Here is a 17,511-nt window from a genome sequence, read left to right on the forward strand (position 1 = left end):
GCCGTCAGACGGTCTTCGAGTAGCGCAGCGGTTGCGGCGCGTTCTCTTTGGCGGCGCTCAGGTAGCGGTCGAACACCATGCAGATATTGCGGATCAGCAGGCGCCCTTTCGGCGTCACGCTCAGCCACTCGGCGTCGATGGTCAGCAGGCCGTCCGCCTCGAACTCGGCCAGCTTGGCCAGCTCGGCCGCGAAATAAGTCTTGAAGACGATCGGGTAGCCCTGCTCGACCGAGGCGATGGACAGCTCGAAATTGCACATCAGCATCTGGATGATGATGCGGCGCAGCAGGTCGTCGGTGTCGAGCTTGATGCCGCGGGCGATCGGCAGGCGGCCCTCGTCGAGCTTTTCGTAATAGGCGTCGAGGGTTTTCTCGTTCTGGCTGTAGACCGCGCCCACCGAGCTGATGGCCGACACGCCGCAGGCGATCAGGTCGGCCTCGGCGCGCGTCGAATAGCCCTGGAAGTTGCGGTGCAGCCGGCCCTGGCGCTGCGCCACGGCCAGGTCGTCGCCCGGCTTGGCGAAGTGGTCCATGCCGATGTAGACGTAGCCGGCCGCCGTCAGGCGGGCGATGCACTGCCCCAGCATGGCCAGCTTGGTGGCGCTGTCGGGCATGTCGGCGTCGAGGATGCGCCGTTGCGGCTTGAACAGGTGCGGCATGTGGGCGTAGTGGTACAGCGCGATGCGGTCCGGGTCGGCCTTGATCACCTTGGCCAGGGTTTGCTCCATGCTGGCCAGGCTCTGCTTGGGCAGGCCGTAGATCAGGTCGATGCTGACCGAGCGGAAGCCGGCCTCGCGCGCGGCGGCGATGATGGCCACCGTTTCGGCTTCGGGCTGGATGCGGTTGACCGCCTTCTGCACCGCGGCGTCGAAATCCTGCACGCCCAGGCTGATGCGGTTAAAGCCCTGCGCGCGCAGCGACTGCACGCGCTCGCGGCTGACCGTGCGCGGGTCGATTTCGATCGAATACTCGCCGGCGTCGTCAGGCGCGAACTCGAAATGGTGGCGCAGGTGGGCCATCAAATCCTGCATCTGGCGGTCGCTCAGGTAGGTCGGCGTGCCGCCGCCGAAATGCAGTTGCTCGATCTGGTGCATGCCGGCGAACAGCTTGCCCTGCATGGTGATTTCCTGTTTCAGGTAGCTCAGGTAGGTGGCGGCCTTGGCGCGGTCCTTGGTGACGATCTTGTTGCAGGCGCAGTAATAGCAAACCGTGTCGCAAAACGGGATGTGGACGTACAGCGACAGCGGCCGGCGGCCGCCGCGCAGGCGCAGCGCGGCCAGCGCCTCGAGGAAATTGCCGTAGCCGAAGTCGGCCGAAAAGCGGTCGGCCGTCGGGTAGGACGTGTAGCGCGGCCCCGACTGGCTCAGTTTGCCGATGACGCCGGCGTCGAATTCGATGCTCGCGCCGGGCGCGGCGATGCTGTGGGATGGGGACATAAAATCGATTCTCGAAAAGCGGGTCGGGGTGCGGTTCAGGCCGCCAGGCGCTTGAGGCCCCGCGGCGCCGGCTTGGCCGGGGCGGCGCGGGCCGGGCGCTGCCTTGGCTGCGGCTGCGGCAACTTGCCGAACTTGAACAGGCTGACCGCCTGCGTCAGGTGGCCGGCCTCCTCGGCCAGGCTGGTCGCGGCGGCTGCGGCCTCCTCCACCAGCGCGGCGTTTTGCTGCGTCACCTGGTCCATGTGGGCGATCGCTTGGTTGACCTGGTCGACGCCGACGCTCTGCTCGCGCGAGGCCAGCGAAATGCTTTGCATGATCGTCGTCACCTGTTGCACCGAGCTAACCACCTGCTCCATGGTCGAGCCGGCCCGGTTCACTTGCACCATGCCGGCGCTAACCTTGCCAACCGAAATTTCGATCAGGTTTTTGATGTCCTTGGCCGCCGTCGCCGAGCGCTGGGCCAGGTTGCGCACCTCGCCGGCGACCACCGCGAAACCGCGGCCCTGCTCGCCGGCCCGTGCCGCCTCGACGGCGGCGTTCAGCGCCAGGATGTTGGTCTGGAAGGCGATACCCTCGATCAGGCTGATGATGTCGACGATTTTGCGCGACGAGGCGTTGATGTCGCCCATCGTCGTGATGACGTCGGCGACGATCTCGCCGCCCTCGACGGCGACCTTGGAGGCGGCCACGGCCAGCGCGTTGGCCTCGATCGAATTGTCGGCGTTTTGCTTGACGGTGGCCGAGAACTGCTCGACGCTGGAGGCGGTCTCCTCCAGGCTGGCGGCTTGCGACTCGGTGCGCCCGGACAGGTCGACGTTGCCGGCGGCGATCTGCCGGGTCGCCACCGCCATCGTTTCGACGTTGACGCGCACGTCGCGGATGGTGGCGATCAGGTTGCTGTTCATTTGTTGCAGCGCGCGCAGCAGTTGGCCGACCTCGTCGGTGCTGCCGGTGTCGAAGCTGCCCGACAGGTCGCCGGCGGCGATGGCGCGGGCGCCGCCGACGGCCTTGTTGAGGGGGCGCAGCACCGACACGCGCAGCGTGTACCACAGGAAGACGTTGACCAGGAAGCCCAACAGGGTGGCGCCGAAGATGCCGTAGTTGCTCGCCGGCGAGCCGGTCGAGAACAACACCGCGGCGCACACGCCCAGTTGCAGCGTGTTGACGACGCTGGTGCACAGCCAGATGCGCATCGCCAGCGACATGTGGCCCAGGTTGGCCACCAGGTGTATCAGGCCGGTGTGCACGAGCTGGCCGTTCTTGATGCGCAAGCCCTGCGCCTTGCCCTGTTTGAAGGCGGCGTAACTACGCTGCGCGGCGGCGACCTCGGCGCGCTCGGGCTTGACGCGCACCGACATATAGCCGACCGTCTTGCCCTGGTCCATGATCGGCGTGATGTTCGCGCGCACCCAGTAGAAGGCGCCGTTCTTGCAGCGGTTCTTTACCAGTCCGGTCCACGGCGTGCCGGCCTTGAGCGAGGCCCACAGGTCGGCGAAGGCCTCGACCGGCATGTCGGGATGGCGCAGGATATTTTGCGGCTCGCCGATCAGTTCGGCTTCCAGGTAGCCGCTGATCTGGCAAAAATACGGGTTCACATAGGTGATGTCGCCGTTCAAATCGGTTTTGGAGACGATGGCCTGGTCGTCCATCACATGGACTTCTTGTTGGCTAATTAGCAGGTTTTGGCGCATCACGACTCTCCGGAACAAATGGGTGTGGTAACTCTTGCGCAATTGCAAGAGATGACCAAGTGTACGGAGTCGTGTCGGCAAATTTATTGATATAGATCAAAAACCCCAATATTGGGCAGAATGAGGATGGTCGGAAAGACATCGCTTTTTGCTCATCGGAGCGGCCGCCGGCGCTAACCCGACGGCAATCGCGTTAAGTGAACGGCAGTAGGGTCTAACCCCAGCTCTTTGCCTTGGCGTGATTTTCAACGCCGGCAACGCGCTTAATCCAGCCCCGGCGTCAGCGGGCGCAGCCGGCCGACCGCGTAACCCTGGGCGTAGTCGACGCCCAGTTCGCGCACCACCTCCAGCGTGGCCTCGTCCTCGACGTATTCGGCCACCGTCTTCAAGCCCATTACGTGGCCGACCTCGTTGATCGCCTTCACCATCGCGCGGTTGATGGCGTTGTTGGCGATGTCGCGCACGAAGATGCCGTCGATCTTCAGGTAGTCGACCGGCAGCGCCTTCAGGTAGCCGAACGAGGAAAATCCGCTGCCGAAGTCGTCGAGCGAGAAGCGGCAGCCCAGCGTTTTCATCCGGCCCATGAACACCTGCGCCTTCGGCAGGTTGGCGATGACCGCCGTTTCGGTGATTTCAAAGCAAATCTGCTCGGGCGCCACCTCGTGCTCGACGAACTGCTCGGTGATGTACTCCTGCAACTTGGCGTCGCCCAGCGACACCCCCGACAGGTTGACCGAGTACAGCGCCGGGCTGCGCCGGTGGCTTTCCTCGAACGCCTCCAGCGGCGTCAGGCTGTCGCGCACGCTCTTGATGTGGTGGCAAACCGCGCGGATGACCCAGCGGTCGATCGACACCATCAGGTCGTAGCGCTCGGCGGCCGGGATGAAGGCGCCCGGCAGGATCAGGTCGCCCTTGGCGTTGAGGATGCGGATCAGCACCTCGTCGTGGCTTTCGGCGTGCGTGTGCAAGTGCACGATCGGCATCGCGTAGAGGCGGAAGTGCTGCTGCTCGAACGCCTCGTTCAGGCGCGCCACCCACTGCATCTCGCCCTGGCGCCGCGCCAGCATCAGGTCCGACTCGCGGTACACGTGGATGCGGTTGCGGCCCTGCTCCTTGGCCAGGTAGCAAGCCTGGTCGGCGGCGATCAGCAGCTCCGTCATCGACTTGCTGTGCTCGTTGACCTCGACCAGGCCGATGCTCACGCCCAGCTCGAAGCTGCGCTCGTCCCAGGTAAAGCGGAAGTCCTTGATCGACTGGCGGATCTGCTCGGCGATCAGATGCGCGTGGTCGGGCGGACAGTGCGGCAGCAGCACGCCGAGCTCGTCGCCGCCCAGGCGCGCCAGGATGTCGCTGTCGCGCATTGGCCCCTGCAGCATTTTCGCCAGAAGTTGCAGCAGCACGTCGCCGGCGCCGTGGCCGCAGGTGTCGTTGATGATCTTGAACTGGTCCAGGTCCATGTACAGCAGCGCGTGCACGTGGCCGTCCTGCTTCGACGCGTGCAGCGCGGCGGCGACCTGGTTCTCGAACTCGCGCCGGTTGATCAGCCCGGTCAAGGCGTCGTGCGTCGCTTGCCACGACAGTTGCTGGCTCAGCTTGCGTTCGTGGCTGACGTCGCGGAACACCACCACCGCGCCGAGGATAGCGCCGTCGCGCGACCAGATCGGCGCGGCCGAGTCCTCGACGGCGATGCGCCGCCCGTCGCGCGTGACCAGCATGCTGTGCGAGGACACGCCGATGGCTTGGCGCTGGCGCAGGCATTTCAGCGCCACGTGCTCGATCGGCTCGCCGCTGGCCTCGTCGACCAGCGTCAGCGTGGCGCCGATGTCGAGGCCGCGCGCCAGCGCCGTGGTCCAGCCGGTCAATTGTTCGGCGACCCGGTTCAGGTAGCGCGTCTTGCCGTCGGCGTCGGTGGTGATGACGCCGTCGCCGATCGAGCCCAGCGTGACCTCGGCGAGGTCCTTGCGCTCGGCCGCGCGCAGCTCCTTGAGCATGCGCTCGGTGACGTCCCAGATGATGCCCAGCGTGCGCTCGGGCGCGCCGGCGGCGTCGCAAAACACCCGCGCCTTGGCCGCCAGCCAGCGTACCGACTGGTCCGGCGCCTGCACGCGATATTCCAGTTCGTAGCCGGTGCGGCGGTCGACGCCGTCCTGCAGCACGGCGGTGACGCGTTCGCGGTCTTCCGGATGGACGAACGCCAGGAAGTCGTTGAACGCATGGGTGAGCGGTTCGGCTTTCAGGCCCAGCAGCGCGGCGCCCTGCGCCGACCAGCTGACGGTGCCGTCGGCCACCCTGCCGTTGACGATGCGGGAATCCCAGATGGCCATACGCGCCGCGTCCAGCGCCAGTTGCAAACGTCGTTGAAGGTCACTCATCGGCATGTCCGCGCACCCAATAAAAACCGGCGGCACCGTTGCCGCCATGGTGATGGTTGGATGGCGCCCGCGGCCGGAGGTTCCCCGGGGTTACGTCTTGGGGCTTAACGAGTTCCACGCGGAAGCCGCCAAAACGGCGTTCCCGCGCCGGCCCTTACGGCTGGCCTTTGACCGCGCGCCACGCCCGCGTCACCGCGCCCACGCCCAGCAGCGCCAGCGCGCCGGCGGCGACCCCGGCCAAGGCGTCGAGCACGGTCGGCGTCGCCGCCTCCAGCGTCGGGCCGACCAGCGCCAGCGTACCGGCGGCCTGGGCGGCGTGGTGGATCACCTGGTGCGCGCCGGGCAGGCCGTGGGTCAGGATGCCGCCGCCCACCATGAACATGGCGACCGTGCCGATCACCGACAAGGCCTTCATCAGTTGCGGCGCGGCGGCCAGCAGCAGGCGGCCGAAGCCGCGCACCAGTTGGCGGCCGGCGCCGGGGCGCTGGCTCAGGTACAGGCCGGCGTCGTCGAGTTTGACGATGCCGGCCACCAGGCCGTACACGCCGAACGTCATGGCGACGGCGATGCCGGCCACCACCGCCACCTGCTGGCCGAACGGCGCCTCGGCGACGGTGCCCAGCGCAATGACGATGATCTCGGCCGACAGGATGAAGTCGGTGCGGATGGCGCCCTTGATCTTGTCCTTCTCCAGCGCCACCAGGTCGATGCTCGGGTCGACCAGGGCCTGCGTCAGCACGGCGTGGTGCCGGGCGTCCTCGGCCTCGCTGTGCATCAGCTTGTGGGCGATCTTCTCGAAGCCCTCGAAGCACAGGTAAACCCCGCCGAGCATCAGCAGCGGCGTGATGGCCCACGGCGCCAGCGCGCTGATGGCCAGCGCCGACGGCACCAGGATCGCCTTGTTCTTCATCGAGCCGACGCCGACCGCCCACACCACCGGCAGTTCGCGCTCGGCGCGCACGCCCGACACCTGCTGCGCGTTCAGCGCCAAGTCGTCGCCCAGCACGCCGGCGGTTTTCTTGGCGGCGACCTTGCTCATCAGGGCGACGTCATCGAGGATGCTGGCGATGTCGTCGAGCAGGGCTAGCAGGCTGCTGGCCATCTCAGCGCCCTCCCCATGCGGCGGGATGGGCGGAGGCGGACGTGCGGGCGGGAATTGTCATGGGGCTCTTGTGCATTGAGAAATATAGGCGGAATCTTACCTCAGAGCGGCAAGGAGCGCTGCACTTACGCACGCGCCGGGGGCGCGGCCAGCGGGGCCGCCGCGCTACGTGTAGAATTGTTGCTCCCCCTCTATTTTTATGATGGAACGCGCATGAGCTTTGCCACCTGGATCGGATTTGTCATCGCCGCCTGCATCATCGCCGTCTCGCCGGGCTCCGGCGCCGTGTTGTCGATGTCGCACGGCCTGTCGTACGGCGTCAAGAAAACCAGCGCCACCATCGCCGGCCTGCAGGTCGGCCTGATCGTCATCCTGATCATTGCCGGCGCCGGCGTCGGTTCGCTGCTGCTGGCCTCCGAGCTGGCGTTCAACGTCGTCAAGACGGTCGGCGCGCTGTACCTGATCTACCTCGGCCTGAGCCAGTGGCGCGCCAAGGTGCAGGTGGGCGGCGTCGCCGCGGCCGGGGCGCGCAGCGAACTGCCGTCGTTGCAAAAACGCCTGCTGACCGGCTTCCTGACCAACGCCACGAACCCGAAAGGCATCATCTTCATGGTCGCGGTGCTGCCGCAATTCATCGACGGCGCCGCCCCGCTGCTGCCGCAACTGCTGATACTCGGCGTGACCATGTGCAGCATCGACCTGGTGGTGATGCACAGCTACGCCTACCTGGCCGCGTCGATGCAGCGTTATTTCCGCGACGCCGGCGCGGTAAAAAAGCAAAACCGCTTCTTCGGCGGCATGCTGATGGCCGTCGGCACCGCGCTGTTCTTCGTCAAGCGCGGCGGCGCCCACGCCTGACGCGCCATGGCCATGGCCAACCAGGGCGGCGACTGGATCCAGCACGCCCCGCCCGGCGGTAAACTGGAGCGCATCGAGGCCTTCTTTGCCGGCCACGGCTACGCTGCGCACCGCCACGACACCTACGCGATCGGCAAGACGCTGGCGGGGGTGCAAAGCTTCCGCTACCGGGGCGGGCAGTGCAACAGCGTTCCCGGCGGCACCATGGTGCTGCACCCCGACGAGGTGCACGACGGCGAGGCCGGCACGGCGGACGGCTTCCAGTACCGCATGCTGTATGTCGAGCCGGCGCTGATCCAGCAGGTGCTGGGCGGCAAGCCGCTGCCCTTCATCCAGGGCGGCCTGTGCGCCGATCCGCGCCTGGGCGCGGCCACCGCCGCCTTGCTGACTAGCCTGGACGGCGCCCTCGACCCGCTGCAGGAAGACGATGCGCTGTTCGACCTGGCGCGGGCCTTGAGCGCGGCGGCCGGCGCGCCGCCACAGCGGCACACTATCGATTATCTGGCGGCCGAGCGCGCGCGCGGGTTCATCCATGGCGCGCTGGAACGCAGCGTCACGCTGGACCAGCTGGAACGGGAAAGCGGGCGCGACCGCTGGAGCCTGTCGCGCGACTTCCGGCTGCTGTTCGGCACCTCCCCTTACCGTTATCTGACCATGCGCCGCCTCGACCTGGTGCGCGCGCTGCTGTTGCAGGGACTGTCGCTGGCCGAGGCGGCGCTGCGCGCCGGCTTCAGCGATCAAAGCCATATGACGCGCCACTTCGGCAAGACCTACGGCATGTCGCCGGCGCGCTGGCTGGCAATGCGCGCCAGCGCGGCGCCCCGGACGCGCTAAGGTCCGCACAAACGTACAAGACGCGCCGCGCGGCCCCGCTTATTCTGGACGCTTACGAACCAGCCACAGGAGCGGCCAGATGAATATCGATCACCATCAAAGTACTAACTTCGCGCAGAAATTTAGCCTGTTCAAGGAGCAGTGGACGCCCAAGGTCATCGCCGAAATGAACGACTACCAGTTCAAGATCGCGCGCTTGCAGGGCGACTTCGTCTGGCATAGCCACGCCGCGACCGACGAGACCTTTATCGTGTTGGAGGGGGAGTTGCGCATCGACTATCGCGACGGCCACGTGATCGTGTCGCAGGGCGAGATGGTGGTGGTACCGAAGGGTGTCGAACACAAACCGTCGGCCGGGCGGGAAGTCAAACTGCTGCTGATCGAGCCGCGCGGCGTACTCAACACGGGGGAGGAGGCGGTGGGCGAGCGCACCGCCGTCAACGACGTGTGGTTGTAGTCGACGCGGGCCGCGAACGCCGAAACCCGGCCGAAGGCAACGAGCCGGGGTCAGGCCTTCTCGCCTTGGCGCGAGGGGTCCGACCCCAGTTTCACGCCCTTGGTGTGGATGACGGGCGCGGCGCGACGCCTTAAACGATGCCGCTGCCGCTGGCGCCCGCTTTCGGCGGCCGCTGGCGGCCCTTTTCCTCGCGGTCAGGCTGCCGTGCTTGTACGAATGGACTTGGCCGGCCTGGTCCTGGAAGGTGTTCGAATTGACGGCGTCGAAACTGAGGCCGTAGCCGCCGGCGATGTCGCGCAGCGCGGCGGTGTCGCTGACCTTGTCCCAGGGGAAGTGCGGCGACACCGTCGGCGCGCCCGCGTCAGTTGGTGGATCACGCCGCAGTCCTCGATTTTCTCGAGCGCGCCGCGCGGCTCGCCGACGCCGGCGAAGCGGGTGCCGCCGGTGCCGGCGCCCCAGCTCGGCAGCGCCACCCATACCATGGACGCGCTGCCGCGGCATGCGCTGATGCGCCGCTGGTGGACCCACATGGCCGACCTGATGGCCACCGACGCCGGGCAGGCGCCGCTGACGTCGCCGCTGCTGCCGATGTTCCACCTGGACTGAAGAAGAATGAAGAAAATTATCAACGCCACGGCGGTGCTCGACATCGGCCAGACCAACGTCAAGCTGACCCTGCTCGACGACGACGGCGCCGTGCTGGCCGAGCGGCGCGGCCCGAACGGCATCGTCGCCGCCGGCGCGTATCCGCACCACGACACCGAACGCATCTGGAACTGGCTGCTCGACGGCCTGGCCGGCATGGCGCCGCTGGCGCTGGCCGGCAGGCCGGTCTACCGCGCGCTCTGGCGGGCGTTGCTGGCGGCGCCGGCATCAGCGGCGGTGCCGGCCGCCGCCGCGCGTGAACGCATGAACGACCGCAGGAGCGGCATCAAGCCGTGATACGCCGATGTTGTGGGTCGGGTTAGCCCAACGGGCGTAACCCGACTGGCGTCGACAGCGGCTTCGGCGTTGAAAAAAACTAAAACCAAGGACGTAACCCTGGGCTCAGACCCCTCGCGCCAAGGCGAGAAGGTCCGCCCCGGCCTTGGGGCCGGAGGCATTGCTCAGGCGGCGTCGGTGCGCAGGCGGATGCGGGCGCGCCATTCGCCCAGCGCGGCGAGGGCGCCGTGGAATTCGCGCTCGATCAGGTCGGCTTCGGCCAGTGTCACGCGGCCGTCCATCAGCGCGGTCGAGACGGCCGCCGCCACCGATCCCACCTGGCTCATCACCAGGCACACGGTTTGCGACAGGTCGTCGCTGCGCACCTGCTCCGGCCGCGGCACGACGAAGGCCGCCATGCCGTGGCGCACCAGCAGCGCGTGCAGCGGCAACATCGCGTCGTCGACGCCGGCGCGCTGGCAATGTTCGATGATTGCTGAGACTTCTTCAAACGATGGATAATGCGATGCGATGGTCGGCGCCAGTTTGTTGCGCAGGACGTTGACGGATATGCCCATGCATTGCGCCAACGCATCGACCCCGCCGGGATAGCCGCGCGCCACCTTGTAGAGCGCGTCGTGTTGATTCATGTCCAGATATTTTCGTGTCATGGTGAAGTGAGCCTTTTATTACCGATGCATAACGCCATTTAGGCTGCTATGCTCCTTTTCAACCGAGTTTATAGCATAAGAGACAACGATGAAGTCATTCAAGATCGCACTGCTTGCGGCCCTGCTGCTGCCTCTGGGGGCGCATGCCCTGTCCGATTCTCGTCCGGCCAAAAAGTCGTCTGGCACCTCGTCGTCGTACAAGAGCGGTTTTTCGTCGCAAAAGAAGGCGCCGGCCAGAAGCTACGAGGCGCGTCCGGCCCCGAGCGGCGAGAAGCCGTCGTTCGGCACGTTCGGCTCGCGCCAGCCGGCGGCCGCGCCGCGTCCGGCGCCATCGTATGGCGACGATGCCGCGCCGAAACGGCCGGGCGGCGGCTTCGGCTCGTTTGGCAGCGCCCGCGGCGGCGACGCGCCGGCCCCGGGCAAGTCGGATTCGGCGTTGTCGAGGGAGCTGGAGCAAAAAAGCGCCAACGCCAACGCCTTAAAGACGCTCGACGCGCGCCGTGCCGCCGCCGCCGCTGCGGCCGCGCCGCCGCCGCTGGACCCGGTGCAGCAGGCGAACCGGCAGCAGGCGAACCAGCAACAGCCTTACGAGCGGCCGAACCAGCCCTCGTATGAGCAGCAATCGGGGCGGACTTCTATGCCGCAGAGCAATGTTAGCTGGGGCAACGTGTTGACGGGATTCATGCTGGGCCGCTCGACCGGCGCCAGCGCCGGCAACGGCGGCTACCCGTCGGGCAATGGCGCGGGCAAGCAAGGCGTCAACCAGGGCGTCAACCAAGGCAACGCCAACCTCGGCGCGGCCGCCGGCGCCGGCAGCATCGGCAGCGCCGCCGGCCTGCCGGCGGCGGCGGCGGCGCCGTCGTTCGGCGCGACCGTGCTGCGCACCTTCGCCTGGCTGGCGCTGCTGGGCGGCTTGGGCTGGTTGATTTACTTCGGCGTCAAGCGCTTCAAGCGCGCCGGCGCGCGCAGCGGCGCGAACTACTCCTTTGAAAGGGAATGAGATGGGTTGGAAAGATGCATTTGAATACATGCGCGGCGTCGCCTCCAAGCGCGGCGTCGACACCCAGGCGCGGCGCGAGGACGAGGGCTTGCCGCTGGGCGCGCGCATCGGCAGCGTGGTCAAGTTGCAGCAGTCGCCGTTCATCCGCGCCAACAGCAACGGTTCACTGATCACCTTGCCTAGCCCGAGCGATACGCGGGTGCTGGCGGTGTCGCAGATCAAGCTGAACATGGCGGGCGGCTTGTACCGCTATTACCTGGCCACGGGCGACATCGACGCCAAGGAGAAGTTCCTGCAAGTGTTCCGCAACGCCCAGGGCGAGATCGCCGAGCTGATGTATTGCACCCAGCTGGCGCGGGTGGTGCCGGAGACGGCCGAGGACCAGGACGCCTACACCGGCGGGTCCGGCCACGGCCTGGGCGACCCCAGTTACACGCTGTGGCGCGAGCAGCTCGGCGACATCGGCCTGGACGAGGCCGAACTGGACCTGGTGTTCGGCGACAGCGACCGCCTCGACTACCGGCGCGACGCCGGCGACCCGGCGGCCGAGTTCGTCGCGCCGTTCACCGGCACCGAGGTGCGCCTGGACGACGCCGCCGGCGCCCGCGGCTTGAAGCAGGAGATGTACTTCATGCCCTACGTGCGCGAGCTGCAGGGCGGCGGGCTGGAGTATTTATTGATCACAACGGAAATAATCGCCAGCGTCAACGGCGATGCGTCACAACGCGGTATCCACGTCGACTTCGTCATTGGCATACCGGTTGAGCAGGAGCGGCTCGTCATCCAATAAGGCGGACGGCCAATATGTGGTGTTTTCAAATTCTACGAGAGGAATACAAATGAGCAATTCGAATGGCTGGGGTTTGACCGCGCGCCTGATTTCCAAACACTTCGGCGTGCTGGGCGACCGCGTCTCCGAGGCGATCGCCAATTTCGATCCCGAGACGGCGACCGAAGCCGACCGCGACCGCCTGGCCGACACGCTGCGCTCGACCGCGCAAAAGCTGGCGGCGGCGCGCGCCTCGTTCGAGAAGGAGCACGCCGACGTGGTCAAGCTGCGCAATCTGATCGCCACCGACGAGAAGGCCACCGACACGCTGGGCGAGCGCCTGGCCGCCGGCAAGATCTCGGAGGCGACCATCAACCTGTTCTGCGACGAGCTGGAGTCGAACAAGGCGCGCCTGCCGCAGGAAGTGCAGGAAGAGGCGGACGCCCAGCAATACATGGACGAGTTGCAAAAGATCGTCGACGCGCTGTCGAAACAGCTGTCCGACTTCGACGCCGCCGCCAAGAAGGCGTTGCAGGCGCTGGCCACCGCCAAGGCGCAAAAGGACTTGCAGGCGATCCGCAGCGAGCGCCAGAGCCAGTTGGCCGGCCTGTCCGGCCTGCAAGGCAACTCGAGCGCGCTGGAAGCGCTGACGCGGCGCGCCCAGACCGTTAGCAACGAGGCGGCCGGCATGCGCATCGTCGCCGACATCGGCCAGCGCCCGATCGACCAGGCGGCCGAAATCGAGGCCATCCGCAAGTCGGTCAGCCAGGCCGACACGGCCGGCGAGTCGACGCTGGAACGCCTGAAGCGCCTGTCGGCCAAGAGCGCCGCGTAAAGGCCGCGGCCGGCCCCCGCCATGAAGGCGGGGGCCGGCCGGCGGTTTTTCGCTACAATACCAGGCGGGGGTGGCGCAACACGGCGCCGTCCCCGCCTGGTTTTTTTTACTACTTTGACTGGAATACATATGGAAACGATCCCCCGCAGCGAATCCCTGATCGAGTACCCAAGCGACTTTCCGATCAAGGTGATGGGTCCGACCCATATCGACTTCGCGCCGACCATTACCGAAGTCGTGCTCGGCTTCGACCCGACCTTCCACGCCGGGCGCCTGGAAGCGCGCCCCTCGCCCAAGGGCAACTACACCGGCCTGACTGTGATGGTGCGCGCCACCAGCCGCGAACAGCTCGACGCGCTCTACACGGCGCTGTCGGCGCACCCGATGGTCAAGATCGTCATGTAATTGTTTGTGAATGGAATTCACAAACAAGTCGAATATATAACGTTACGCGGCGCGCCGGGCCGGGCTTAAGATGGTTGGCCTACCCCATCCACCGACCGGAGCCACGATGTCTGCGCACGCCCTGAAACTGTACACCGACCGCCATTTCCACAGCCCGTACGCAATGTCGGTGTTTGTCGGGCTGACCGAGAAAAAGCTGGCGTTCACGCTGGAGACGGTCGACCTCGACATCGGCCAGGAAAAGCTGGCGCCGTACCGCGACCTGGCGTTGACGGCGCGCGTGCCGGCGTTGCAGCACGACGGCTTCGTGCTGAGCGAGTCCAGCGCCATCGTCGAATACCTCGACGAGGTGTTCCCGGCGCCCGACTACGCGGCGCTGCTGCCGGCCGAGCCGCGCCAGCGCGCCCGCGCGCGGCAGATCCAGGCCTGGTTGCGCAGCGACCTGCTGGCGCTGCGCGCCGAGCGCAGCACCCGCGTGGTCTTCGTCGGCCCGGTCGACACGCCGCTGTCGCCGGACGGCCAGGCCGCCGCCGACAAACTGATCCGCATTGCCGACAGCCTGGTCGACGGCGCCCACCTGTTCGGCGCCTGGAGCATCGCCGACACCGACCTGGCGCTGATGCTCAACCGCCTGATCCTCAACGGCGACCCGGTGCCGGCCAAGCTGTGCGACTACGCCGCCGGCCAATGGCGGCGCGACGCCGTGCAGCAGTGGCTGCAACCGCGCTGAGGCCCCCAGCCCTTTGCCTGTGGTTTTACTGCCCTCATGGCGCAGCGCGTCTCGCCGCGGCCAACATGGTCGGATTACGCTAATCCGACCTACGACACGCTAACGTAAGGCCACCAGGGGCCGCCGGGAACGAAACCCCGGCCTGCCTTATAATGGCGGGGTCCAACAAACTGACCCGCCCATGTCCACCACCCCAGCCGAACCGGCGCTGATCCGCCACCTCGGCCAAGCCGACTACGAAGCCACCTTCGCCGCGATGCGCGCCTTCACCGACGCCCGCGGCACCGACACGCCCGACGAACTATGGATCGTCGAGCACGCGCCGGTGTTCACGCTGGGCCTGGCGGCCGACCGCAACCACCTGCTGGCCGGCGCCGGCATTCCCGAGCACGCGATCCCGGTGGTGCAGACCGACCGCGGCGGCGAAGTCACCTTCCACGGCCCCGGCCAGGTGGTGATCTACCTGCTGATGGACCTGCGCCGTAACAAGCCCGGCGGCAAACTGTACGCGCGCCAATTCGTCCACAAAATCGAGCAAGCCATCATCAACGTGCTGGCGGCGTATAATCTGGCTGGCGAGCGCATCGATGGCGCGCCCGGCATCTACGTCGCCGGCGGCCCCCGCAAGGGCGCCAAGATCGCCGCGCTGGGCCTGAAAGTGCGCGGCAACGGCTGCACCTACCATGGCGTGTCGTTGAACGTGGCGATGGACCTGGCGCCGTTTTCGTGGATTAACCCGTGCGGCTACAGCGGGCTGGAAACGGTGGACATGCGCAGCATGGGTTCGACCGCGACGCTGGCCGAGGTGCAACTGGCGCTGGCGCGCGAACTGACCGCTTTACTCGATGTGGACGGCGCCGAGCGCCCCGCAGCAGCAACCGAATAACGTAACTAAGCCCTAGGGCATGCAGCCAATGACTTCTGAGACCACCCCGAGCGTCGCTCCCGCCTACAACCCGAGCGAAAAGCAAAAAGGCGCCAGCAAGACCGCGCGCATCCCGATCAAGATCATCCCGATCCAGCAGGTCGAGCGCCTGAAAAAGCCGGACTGGATCCGCGTCAAGGCCGCCTCGGCCTCGACCCGCTTCTACGAGATCAAGGAAATCCTGCGCGAGAACAAGCTCGTCACCGTGTGCGAGGAAGCCAGCTGCCCGAACATCGGCGAATGCTTCGGCAAGGGCACCGCGACCTTCATGATCATGGGCGACAAGTGCACCCGCCGCTGCCCGTTCTGCGACGTCGGCCACGGCCGCCCGGACCCGCTCGACGTTGACGAGCCGGCCAACCTGTCAAAGACCATCGCCAAGCTGCGCCTGAACTACGTCGTCATCACCTCGGTCGACCGCGACGACCTGCGCGACGGCGGCGCCGGCCACTTCGTCGAGTGCATCCAGCAAACCCGCGCGCTGTCGCCGAACACCCGCATCGAAGTGCTGGTGCCGGACTTCCGCGGCCGCCTGGCCAAGGCGCTGGCGCTGTTCAAGGACGGCCTGCCGGACGTGTTGAACCACAACCTGGAAACCGTGCCGCGCCTGTACAAGGAAGCGCGCCCGGGTTCGGACTACACCCACTCGCTGGAACTGCTGCGCGACTTCAAGGCGCTGTACCCGAACGCCGTGACCAAGTCCGGCATCATGGTCGGCCTGGGCGAGACCGACGAGGAAATCCTGCAGGTGATGCGCGACCTGCGCACCTACAACGTCGACATGCTGACCATCGGCCAGTACCTGTCGCCGTCGGGCGACCACTTGCCGGTGCGCCGCTACGTGCACCCTGACGTGTTCAAGATGTTCGAGGCGGAAGCGTACAAGATGGGCTTTGTCCACGCCGCCGTGGGCGCGATGGTGCGCAGCTCCTACCACGCCGACGAGCAGGCGCACGGCGCCGGCGTCGAATCGGCGCTGAACGCCTGACGCGCCCCGCGCGCGCCGCAAAAAAAACCGCCCGGCCAGCGCCGCGCGGTTTTTTTTCGCCCCGGTTTCGGCCAAGCCAGGGCTGGCGAACGCCAACGGAAAGTTAGCGTGTCGTAGGTCGGATCAGCCCATCGGGCGTAATCCGACCTACGCACATCGCCGTCGCCGTCGCCGCAATATCGATAACGATACTCATTGGTGTTATTCTGGCGGACTTCGCGCGCCCATGTAGACCGCCGCTTGGCCGGCGTCCATATCATTCCATTAAAAAGCCCGTCATGCCTAAACGCCTGAGCCAGCTTGTCATCGGCAAGTTGCACCTGTACCTCGGCCTGTCCTGCGGCATCGTCTTCGTCATGCTCGGCCTGACCGGTTCGCTTATCGCCTGGCTGCCGGAACTGGACGCGCTGCTCAACCCGACATTGCTGCAGGCGACGCCGAACCATCCCGGCGCGCCGTTCCTGGTGACGCCGCAAAAAGTGCAGGAAGTGGTCGACCACCTCAGCGCCAATCCGGCCTACGGCAAGCCGGCGCAGCTGAACCCGCCGTCGCACCCGCACGACGTCTACGTCGCCTCCTACCGCCGGCCGCTGCCGGCCGACGCCGCGGCCACCGCCCAGGCGCTGACGCGCCAGGTGATGCTCGACCCGTATACGCTGGAGATCAAGGGCGAGCGCGAGTGGGGCCGCTACGGCCTGTCGCGCCCGCTCTTGATGCCGACCCTGTTCCATCTGCACCGCTACCTGCTGTCGGGCGAGATCGGCAAAACGCTGGTCGGCGCCGCCGGCGTGGTCATGCTGGTGCTGGCGCTCACCGGGCTGGTGCTGTGGTGGCCGCGGCCGAACTGGCCGGCGCTGCGGCGCGCGCTGCGCATTTCCTTCAACGGCTCCTGGCCGCGCCTGTTCTATTCCTCGCACAAGGCCAGCGGCTTTTTCGCCGCGCCGGTGCTGCTGGTGCTGGCCTTTTCGGGCGTCTACATGAACCTGCCGCAGGTGGTGGTGCCGGTGGTCGACATGGTGGCCGAGCTGGGGCCGACCGGCAAGCTGGGCAACACCAGCGCCGGCCCGCACATCCCGCCCGGCGCGGCGATGGCGCTGGCGCAGGCGCTGTATCCGGGCGGGCGGGTGTCGCGTATCGCGCTGCCGGCGAAACCGGCGCTGCCGTATGAAATCCGGGTGCGCCAGCCGAACGAGGTGGCGCAGGGCGACGGCGCCACCCGCATCACGCTCGACGCCGTCAGCGGCAAGCCGCTACGCGTGCGCGACCCGTTGCGCGCGCCGGGCGGCGAGCGCTTCCTCGGCTGGCAGTTCCCCTTGCACAGCGGCCAGGCGTTCGGCACGGCCGGCCGCGTCTTCATCAGCCTGTTCGGCCTGCTGCCGCTGGGCTTTTTCGTCACCGGCACGCTGGTCTGGTGGAAACGCCGCCGCAAATAAGCCGGCCGCGCCGCGCGCCGGCCAAGGAAACGGTTATTGCCCCTATTCAAGCCTATAATTCATGTCGAGAATCGACGGCCACCGG

General features: G+C 66.9%; 18 protein-coding genes. 13 read left to right on the plus strand and 5 right to left on the minus strand.

Annotation, left to right across the window (positions count from 1 at the left end):
• Window positions 1-4: 4 nt before the first annotated feature.
• The 4 genes from hemN to JANGC3_RS0119805 form a co-directional block, all read right to left on the minus strand.
• Window positions 5-1,435, minus strand: coding sequence for an oxygen-independent coproporphyrinogen III oxidase (gene hemN / locus JANGC3_RS0119790; RefSeq protein ID WP_017878230.1), 1,431 nt, complete (start codon window positions 1,433-1,435; stop codon window positions 5-7).
• Window positions 1,436-1,470: 35 nt separating this feature from the next.
• Window positions 1,471-3,126, minus strand: coding sequence for a methyl-accepting chemotaxis protein (locus tag JANGC3_RS0119795; RefSeq protein WP_017878231.1), 1,656 nt, complete (start codon window positions 3,124-3,126; stop codon window positions 1,471-1,473).
• A 263-nt stretch (window positions 3,127-3,389) separates the two neighbouring features.
• Window positions 3,390-5,498 carry an EAL domain-containing protein gene (locus tag JANGC3_RS0119800; protein ID WP_035788853.1) on the minus strand — a complete coding sequence of 703 codons (2,109 nt, stop codon included), beginning with the start codon at window positions 5,496-5,498 and terminating at the stop codon, window positions 3,390-3,392.
• Window positions 5,499-5,652: 154 nt separating this feature from the next.
• Window positions 5,653-6,600: a DUF808 domain-containing protein gene (locus JANGC3_RS0119805; protein ID WP_017878233.1), complete on the minus strand. Its 948-nt coding sequence runs from the start codon at window positions 6,598-6,600 to the stop codon at window positions 5,653-5,655.
• Window positions 6,601-6,813: 213 nt separating this feature from the next.
• Here JANGC3_RS0119805 and JANGC3_RS0119810 point away from each other — a divergent pair, with 213 nt between their 5' ends.
• The 5 genes from JANGC3_RS0119810 (at window position 6,814) to JANGC3_RS33340 (ending at window position 9,691) form a co-directional block, all read left to right on the plus strand.
• On the plus strand, window positions 6,814-7,458 hold the full coding sequence (locus tag JANGC3_RS0119810; RefSeq protein ID WP_017878234.1) for a LysE family transporter: 645 nt from the start codon (window positions 6,814-6,816) through the stop codon (window positions 7,456-7,458).
• A gap of 6 nt (window positions 7,459-7,464) precedes the next feature.
• Window positions 7,465-8,292 carry an AraC family transcriptional regulator gene (locus tag JANGC3_RS0119815; protein WP_017878235.1) on the plus strand — a complete coding sequence of 276 codons (828 nt, stop codon included), beginning with the start codon at window positions 7,465-7,467 and terminating at the stop codon, window positions 8,290-8,292.
• A 79-nt stretch (window positions 8,293-8,371) separates the two neighbouring features.
• The gene (locus JANGC3_RS0119820) at window positions 8,372-8,749 is read left to right on the plus strand and encodes a cupin domain-containing protein (RefSeq protein WP_017878236.1); all 378 of its coding nucleotides are present in this window, start codon (window positions 8,372-8,374) and stop codon (window positions 8,747-8,749) included.
• 333 nt (window positions 8,750-9,082) lie between these two features.
• Complete coding sequence (locus JANGC3_RS33335; RefSeq protein WP_017878237.1) at window positions 9,083-9,355, plus strand: hypothetical protein; 273 nt, start codon at window positions 9,083-9,085, stop codon at window positions 9,353-9,355.
• 6 nt (window positions 9,356-9,361) lie between these two features.
• Window positions 9,362-9,691, plus strand: coding sequence for a hypothetical protein (locus tag JANGC3_RS33340; protein WP_017878238.1), 330 nt, complete (start codon window positions 9,362-9,364; stop codon window positions 9,689-9,691).
• A gap of 164 nt (window positions 9,692-9,855) precedes the next feature.
• Here JANGC3_RS33340 and JANGC3_RS0119835 read toward each other — a convergent pair whose 3' ends face one another.
• On the minus strand, window positions 9,856-10,320 hold the full coding sequence (locus JANGC3_RS0119835) for a phage regulatory CII family protein (protein WP_017878239.1): 465 nt from the start codon (window positions 10,318-10,320) through the stop codon (window positions 9,856-9,858).
• Window positions 10,321-10,429: 109 nt separating this feature from the next.
• On the opposite strand from JANGC3_RS0119835, the gene JANGC3_RS30910 reads away from it, so the two are divergent.
• The 8 genes from JANGC3_RS30910 (at window position 10,430) to JANGC3_RS29655 (ending at window position 17,426) form a co-directional block, all read left to right on the plus strand.
• A complete protein-coding gene (locus JANGC3_RS30910) occupies window positions 10,430-11,341 on the plus strand; it encodes a hypothetical protein (protein WP_026133231.1) in 912 nt (303 codons plus the stop codon).
• Window position 11,342: 1 nt separating this feature from the next.
• Window positions 11,343-12,131, plus strand: coding sequence for a DUF2491 family protein (locus tag JANGC3_RS0119845; RefSeq protein WP_026133232.1), 789 nt, complete (start codon window positions 11,343-11,345; stop codon window positions 12,129-12,131).
• Window positions 12,132-12,180: 49 nt separating this feature from the next.
• Window positions 12,181-12,945, plus strand: a complete 765-nt coding sequence (locus JANGC3_RS0119850) for a hypothetical protein (protein WP_017878241.1) — start codon at window positions 12,181-12,183, stop codon at window positions 12,943-12,945.
• 129 nt (window positions 12,946-13,074) lie between these two features.
• Complete coding sequence (locus JANGC3_RS0119855; protein ID WP_017878242.1) at window positions 13,075-13,350, plus strand: DUF493 family protein; 276 nt, start codon at window positions 13,075-13,077, stop codon at window positions 13,348-13,350.
• Between the two features lie 106 nt (window positions 13,351-13,456).
• On the plus strand, window positions 13,457-14,080 hold the full coding sequence (yfcF, locus tag JANGC3_RS0119860; protein WP_017878243.1) for a glutathione transferase: 624 nt from the start codon (window positions 13,457-13,459) through the stop codon (window positions 14,078-14,080).
• A 181-nt stretch (window positions 14,081-14,261) separates the two neighbouring features.
• The gene (lipB, locus tag JANGC3_RS29650) at window positions 14,262-14,966 is read left to right on the plus strand and encodes a lipoyl(octanoyl) transferase LipB (protein WP_017878244.1); all 705 of its coding nucleotides are present in this window, start codon (window positions 14,262-14,264) and stop codon (window positions 14,964-14,966) included.
• 28 nt (window positions 14,967-14,994) lie between these two features.
• Entirely contained in the window at window positions 14,995-15,993 is a 999-nt protein-coding gene (lipA, locus tag JANGC3_RS0119870) for a lipoyl synthase (protein WP_017878245.1), read from the plus strand.
• Window positions 15,994-16,271: 278 nt separating this feature from the next.
• Window positions 16,272-17,426 carry a PepSY-associated TM helix domain-containing protein gene (locus JANGC3_RS29655; protein ID WP_017878246.1) on the plus strand — a complete coding sequence of 385 codons (1,155 nt, stop codon included), beginning with the start codon at window positions 16,272-16,274 and terminating at the stop codon, window positions 17,424-17,426.
• Window positions 17,427-17,511: the final 85 nt, after the last annotated feature.

Source organism: Janthinobacterium sp. CG3 (genome assembly GCF_000344615.1).
Lineage (GTDB): Bacteria > Pseudomonadota > Gammaproteobacteria > Burkholderiales > Burkholderiaceae_D > Janthinobacterium.

Coding starts and splice junctions, on each gene's coding strand:
- JANGC3_RS30910 (WP_026133231.1), top strand. CDS start 10,430: ATGAAGTCATTCAAGATCGCACTGCTTGCGGCCCTGCTGCTGCCTCTG.
- lipA (WP_017878245.1), top strand. CDS start 14,995: ATGACTTCTGAGACCACCCCGAGCGTCGCTCCCGCCTACAACCCGAGC.
- lipB (WP_017878244.1), top strand. CDS start 14,262: ATGTCCACCACCCCAGCCGAACCGGCGCTGATCCGCCACCTCGGCCAA.
- yfcF (WP_017878243.1), top strand. CDS start 13,457: ATGTCTGCGCACGCCCTGAAACTGTACACCGACCGCCATTTCCACAGC.
- JANGC3_RS0119835 (WP_017878239.1), bottom strand. CDS start 10,320: ATGAATCAACACGACGCGCTCTACAAGGTGGCGCGCGGCTATCCCGGC.
- hemN (WP_017878230.1), bottom strand. CDS start 1,435: ATGTCCCCATCCCACAGCATCGCCGCGCCCGGCGCGAGCATCGAATTC.
- JANGC3_RS0119850 (WP_017878241.1), top strand. CDS start 12,181: ATGAGCAATTCGAATGGCTGGGGTTTGACCGCGCGCCTGATTTCCAAA.
- JANGC3_RS0119815 (WP_017878235.1), top strand. CDS start 7,465: ATGGCCATGGCCAACCAGGGCGGCGACTGGATCCAGCACGCCCCGCCC.
- JANGC3_RS0119855 (WP_017878242.1), top strand. CDS start 13,075: ATGGAAACGATCCCCCGCAGCGAATCCCTGATCGAGTACCCAAGCGAC.
- JANGC3_RS0119845 (WP_026133232.1), top strand. CDS start 11,343: ATGGGTTGGAAAGATGCATTTGAATACATGCGCGGCGTCGCCTCCAAG.
- JANGC3_RS33340 (WP_017878238.1), top strand. CDS start 9,362: ATGAAGAAAATTATCAACGCCACGGCGGTGCTCGACATCGGCCAGACC.
- JANGC3_RS29655 (WP_017878246.1), top strand. CDS start 16,272: ATGCCTAAACGCCTGAGCCAGCTTGTCATCGGCAAGTTGCACCTGTAC.
- JANGC3_RS0119810 (WP_017878234.1), top strand. CDS start 6,814: ATGAGCTTTGCCACCTGGATCGGATTTGTCATCGCCGCCTGCATCATC.
- JANGC3_RS0119795 (WP_017878231.1), bottom strand. CDS start 3,126: ATGCGCCAAAACCTGCTAATTAGCCAACAAGAAGTCCATGTGATGGAC.
- JANGC3_RS0119820 (WP_017878236.1), top strand. CDS start 8,372: ATGAATATCGATCACCATCAAAGTACTAACTTCGCGCAGAAATTTAGC.
- JANGC3_RS0119800 (WP_035788853.1), bottom strand. CDS start 5,498: ATGAGTGACCTTCAACGACGTTTGCAACTGGCGCTGGACGCGGCGCGT.
- JANGC3_RS0119805 (WP_017878233.1), bottom strand. CDS start 6,600: ATGGCCAGCAGCCTGCTAGCCCTGCTCGACGACATCGCCAGCATCCTC.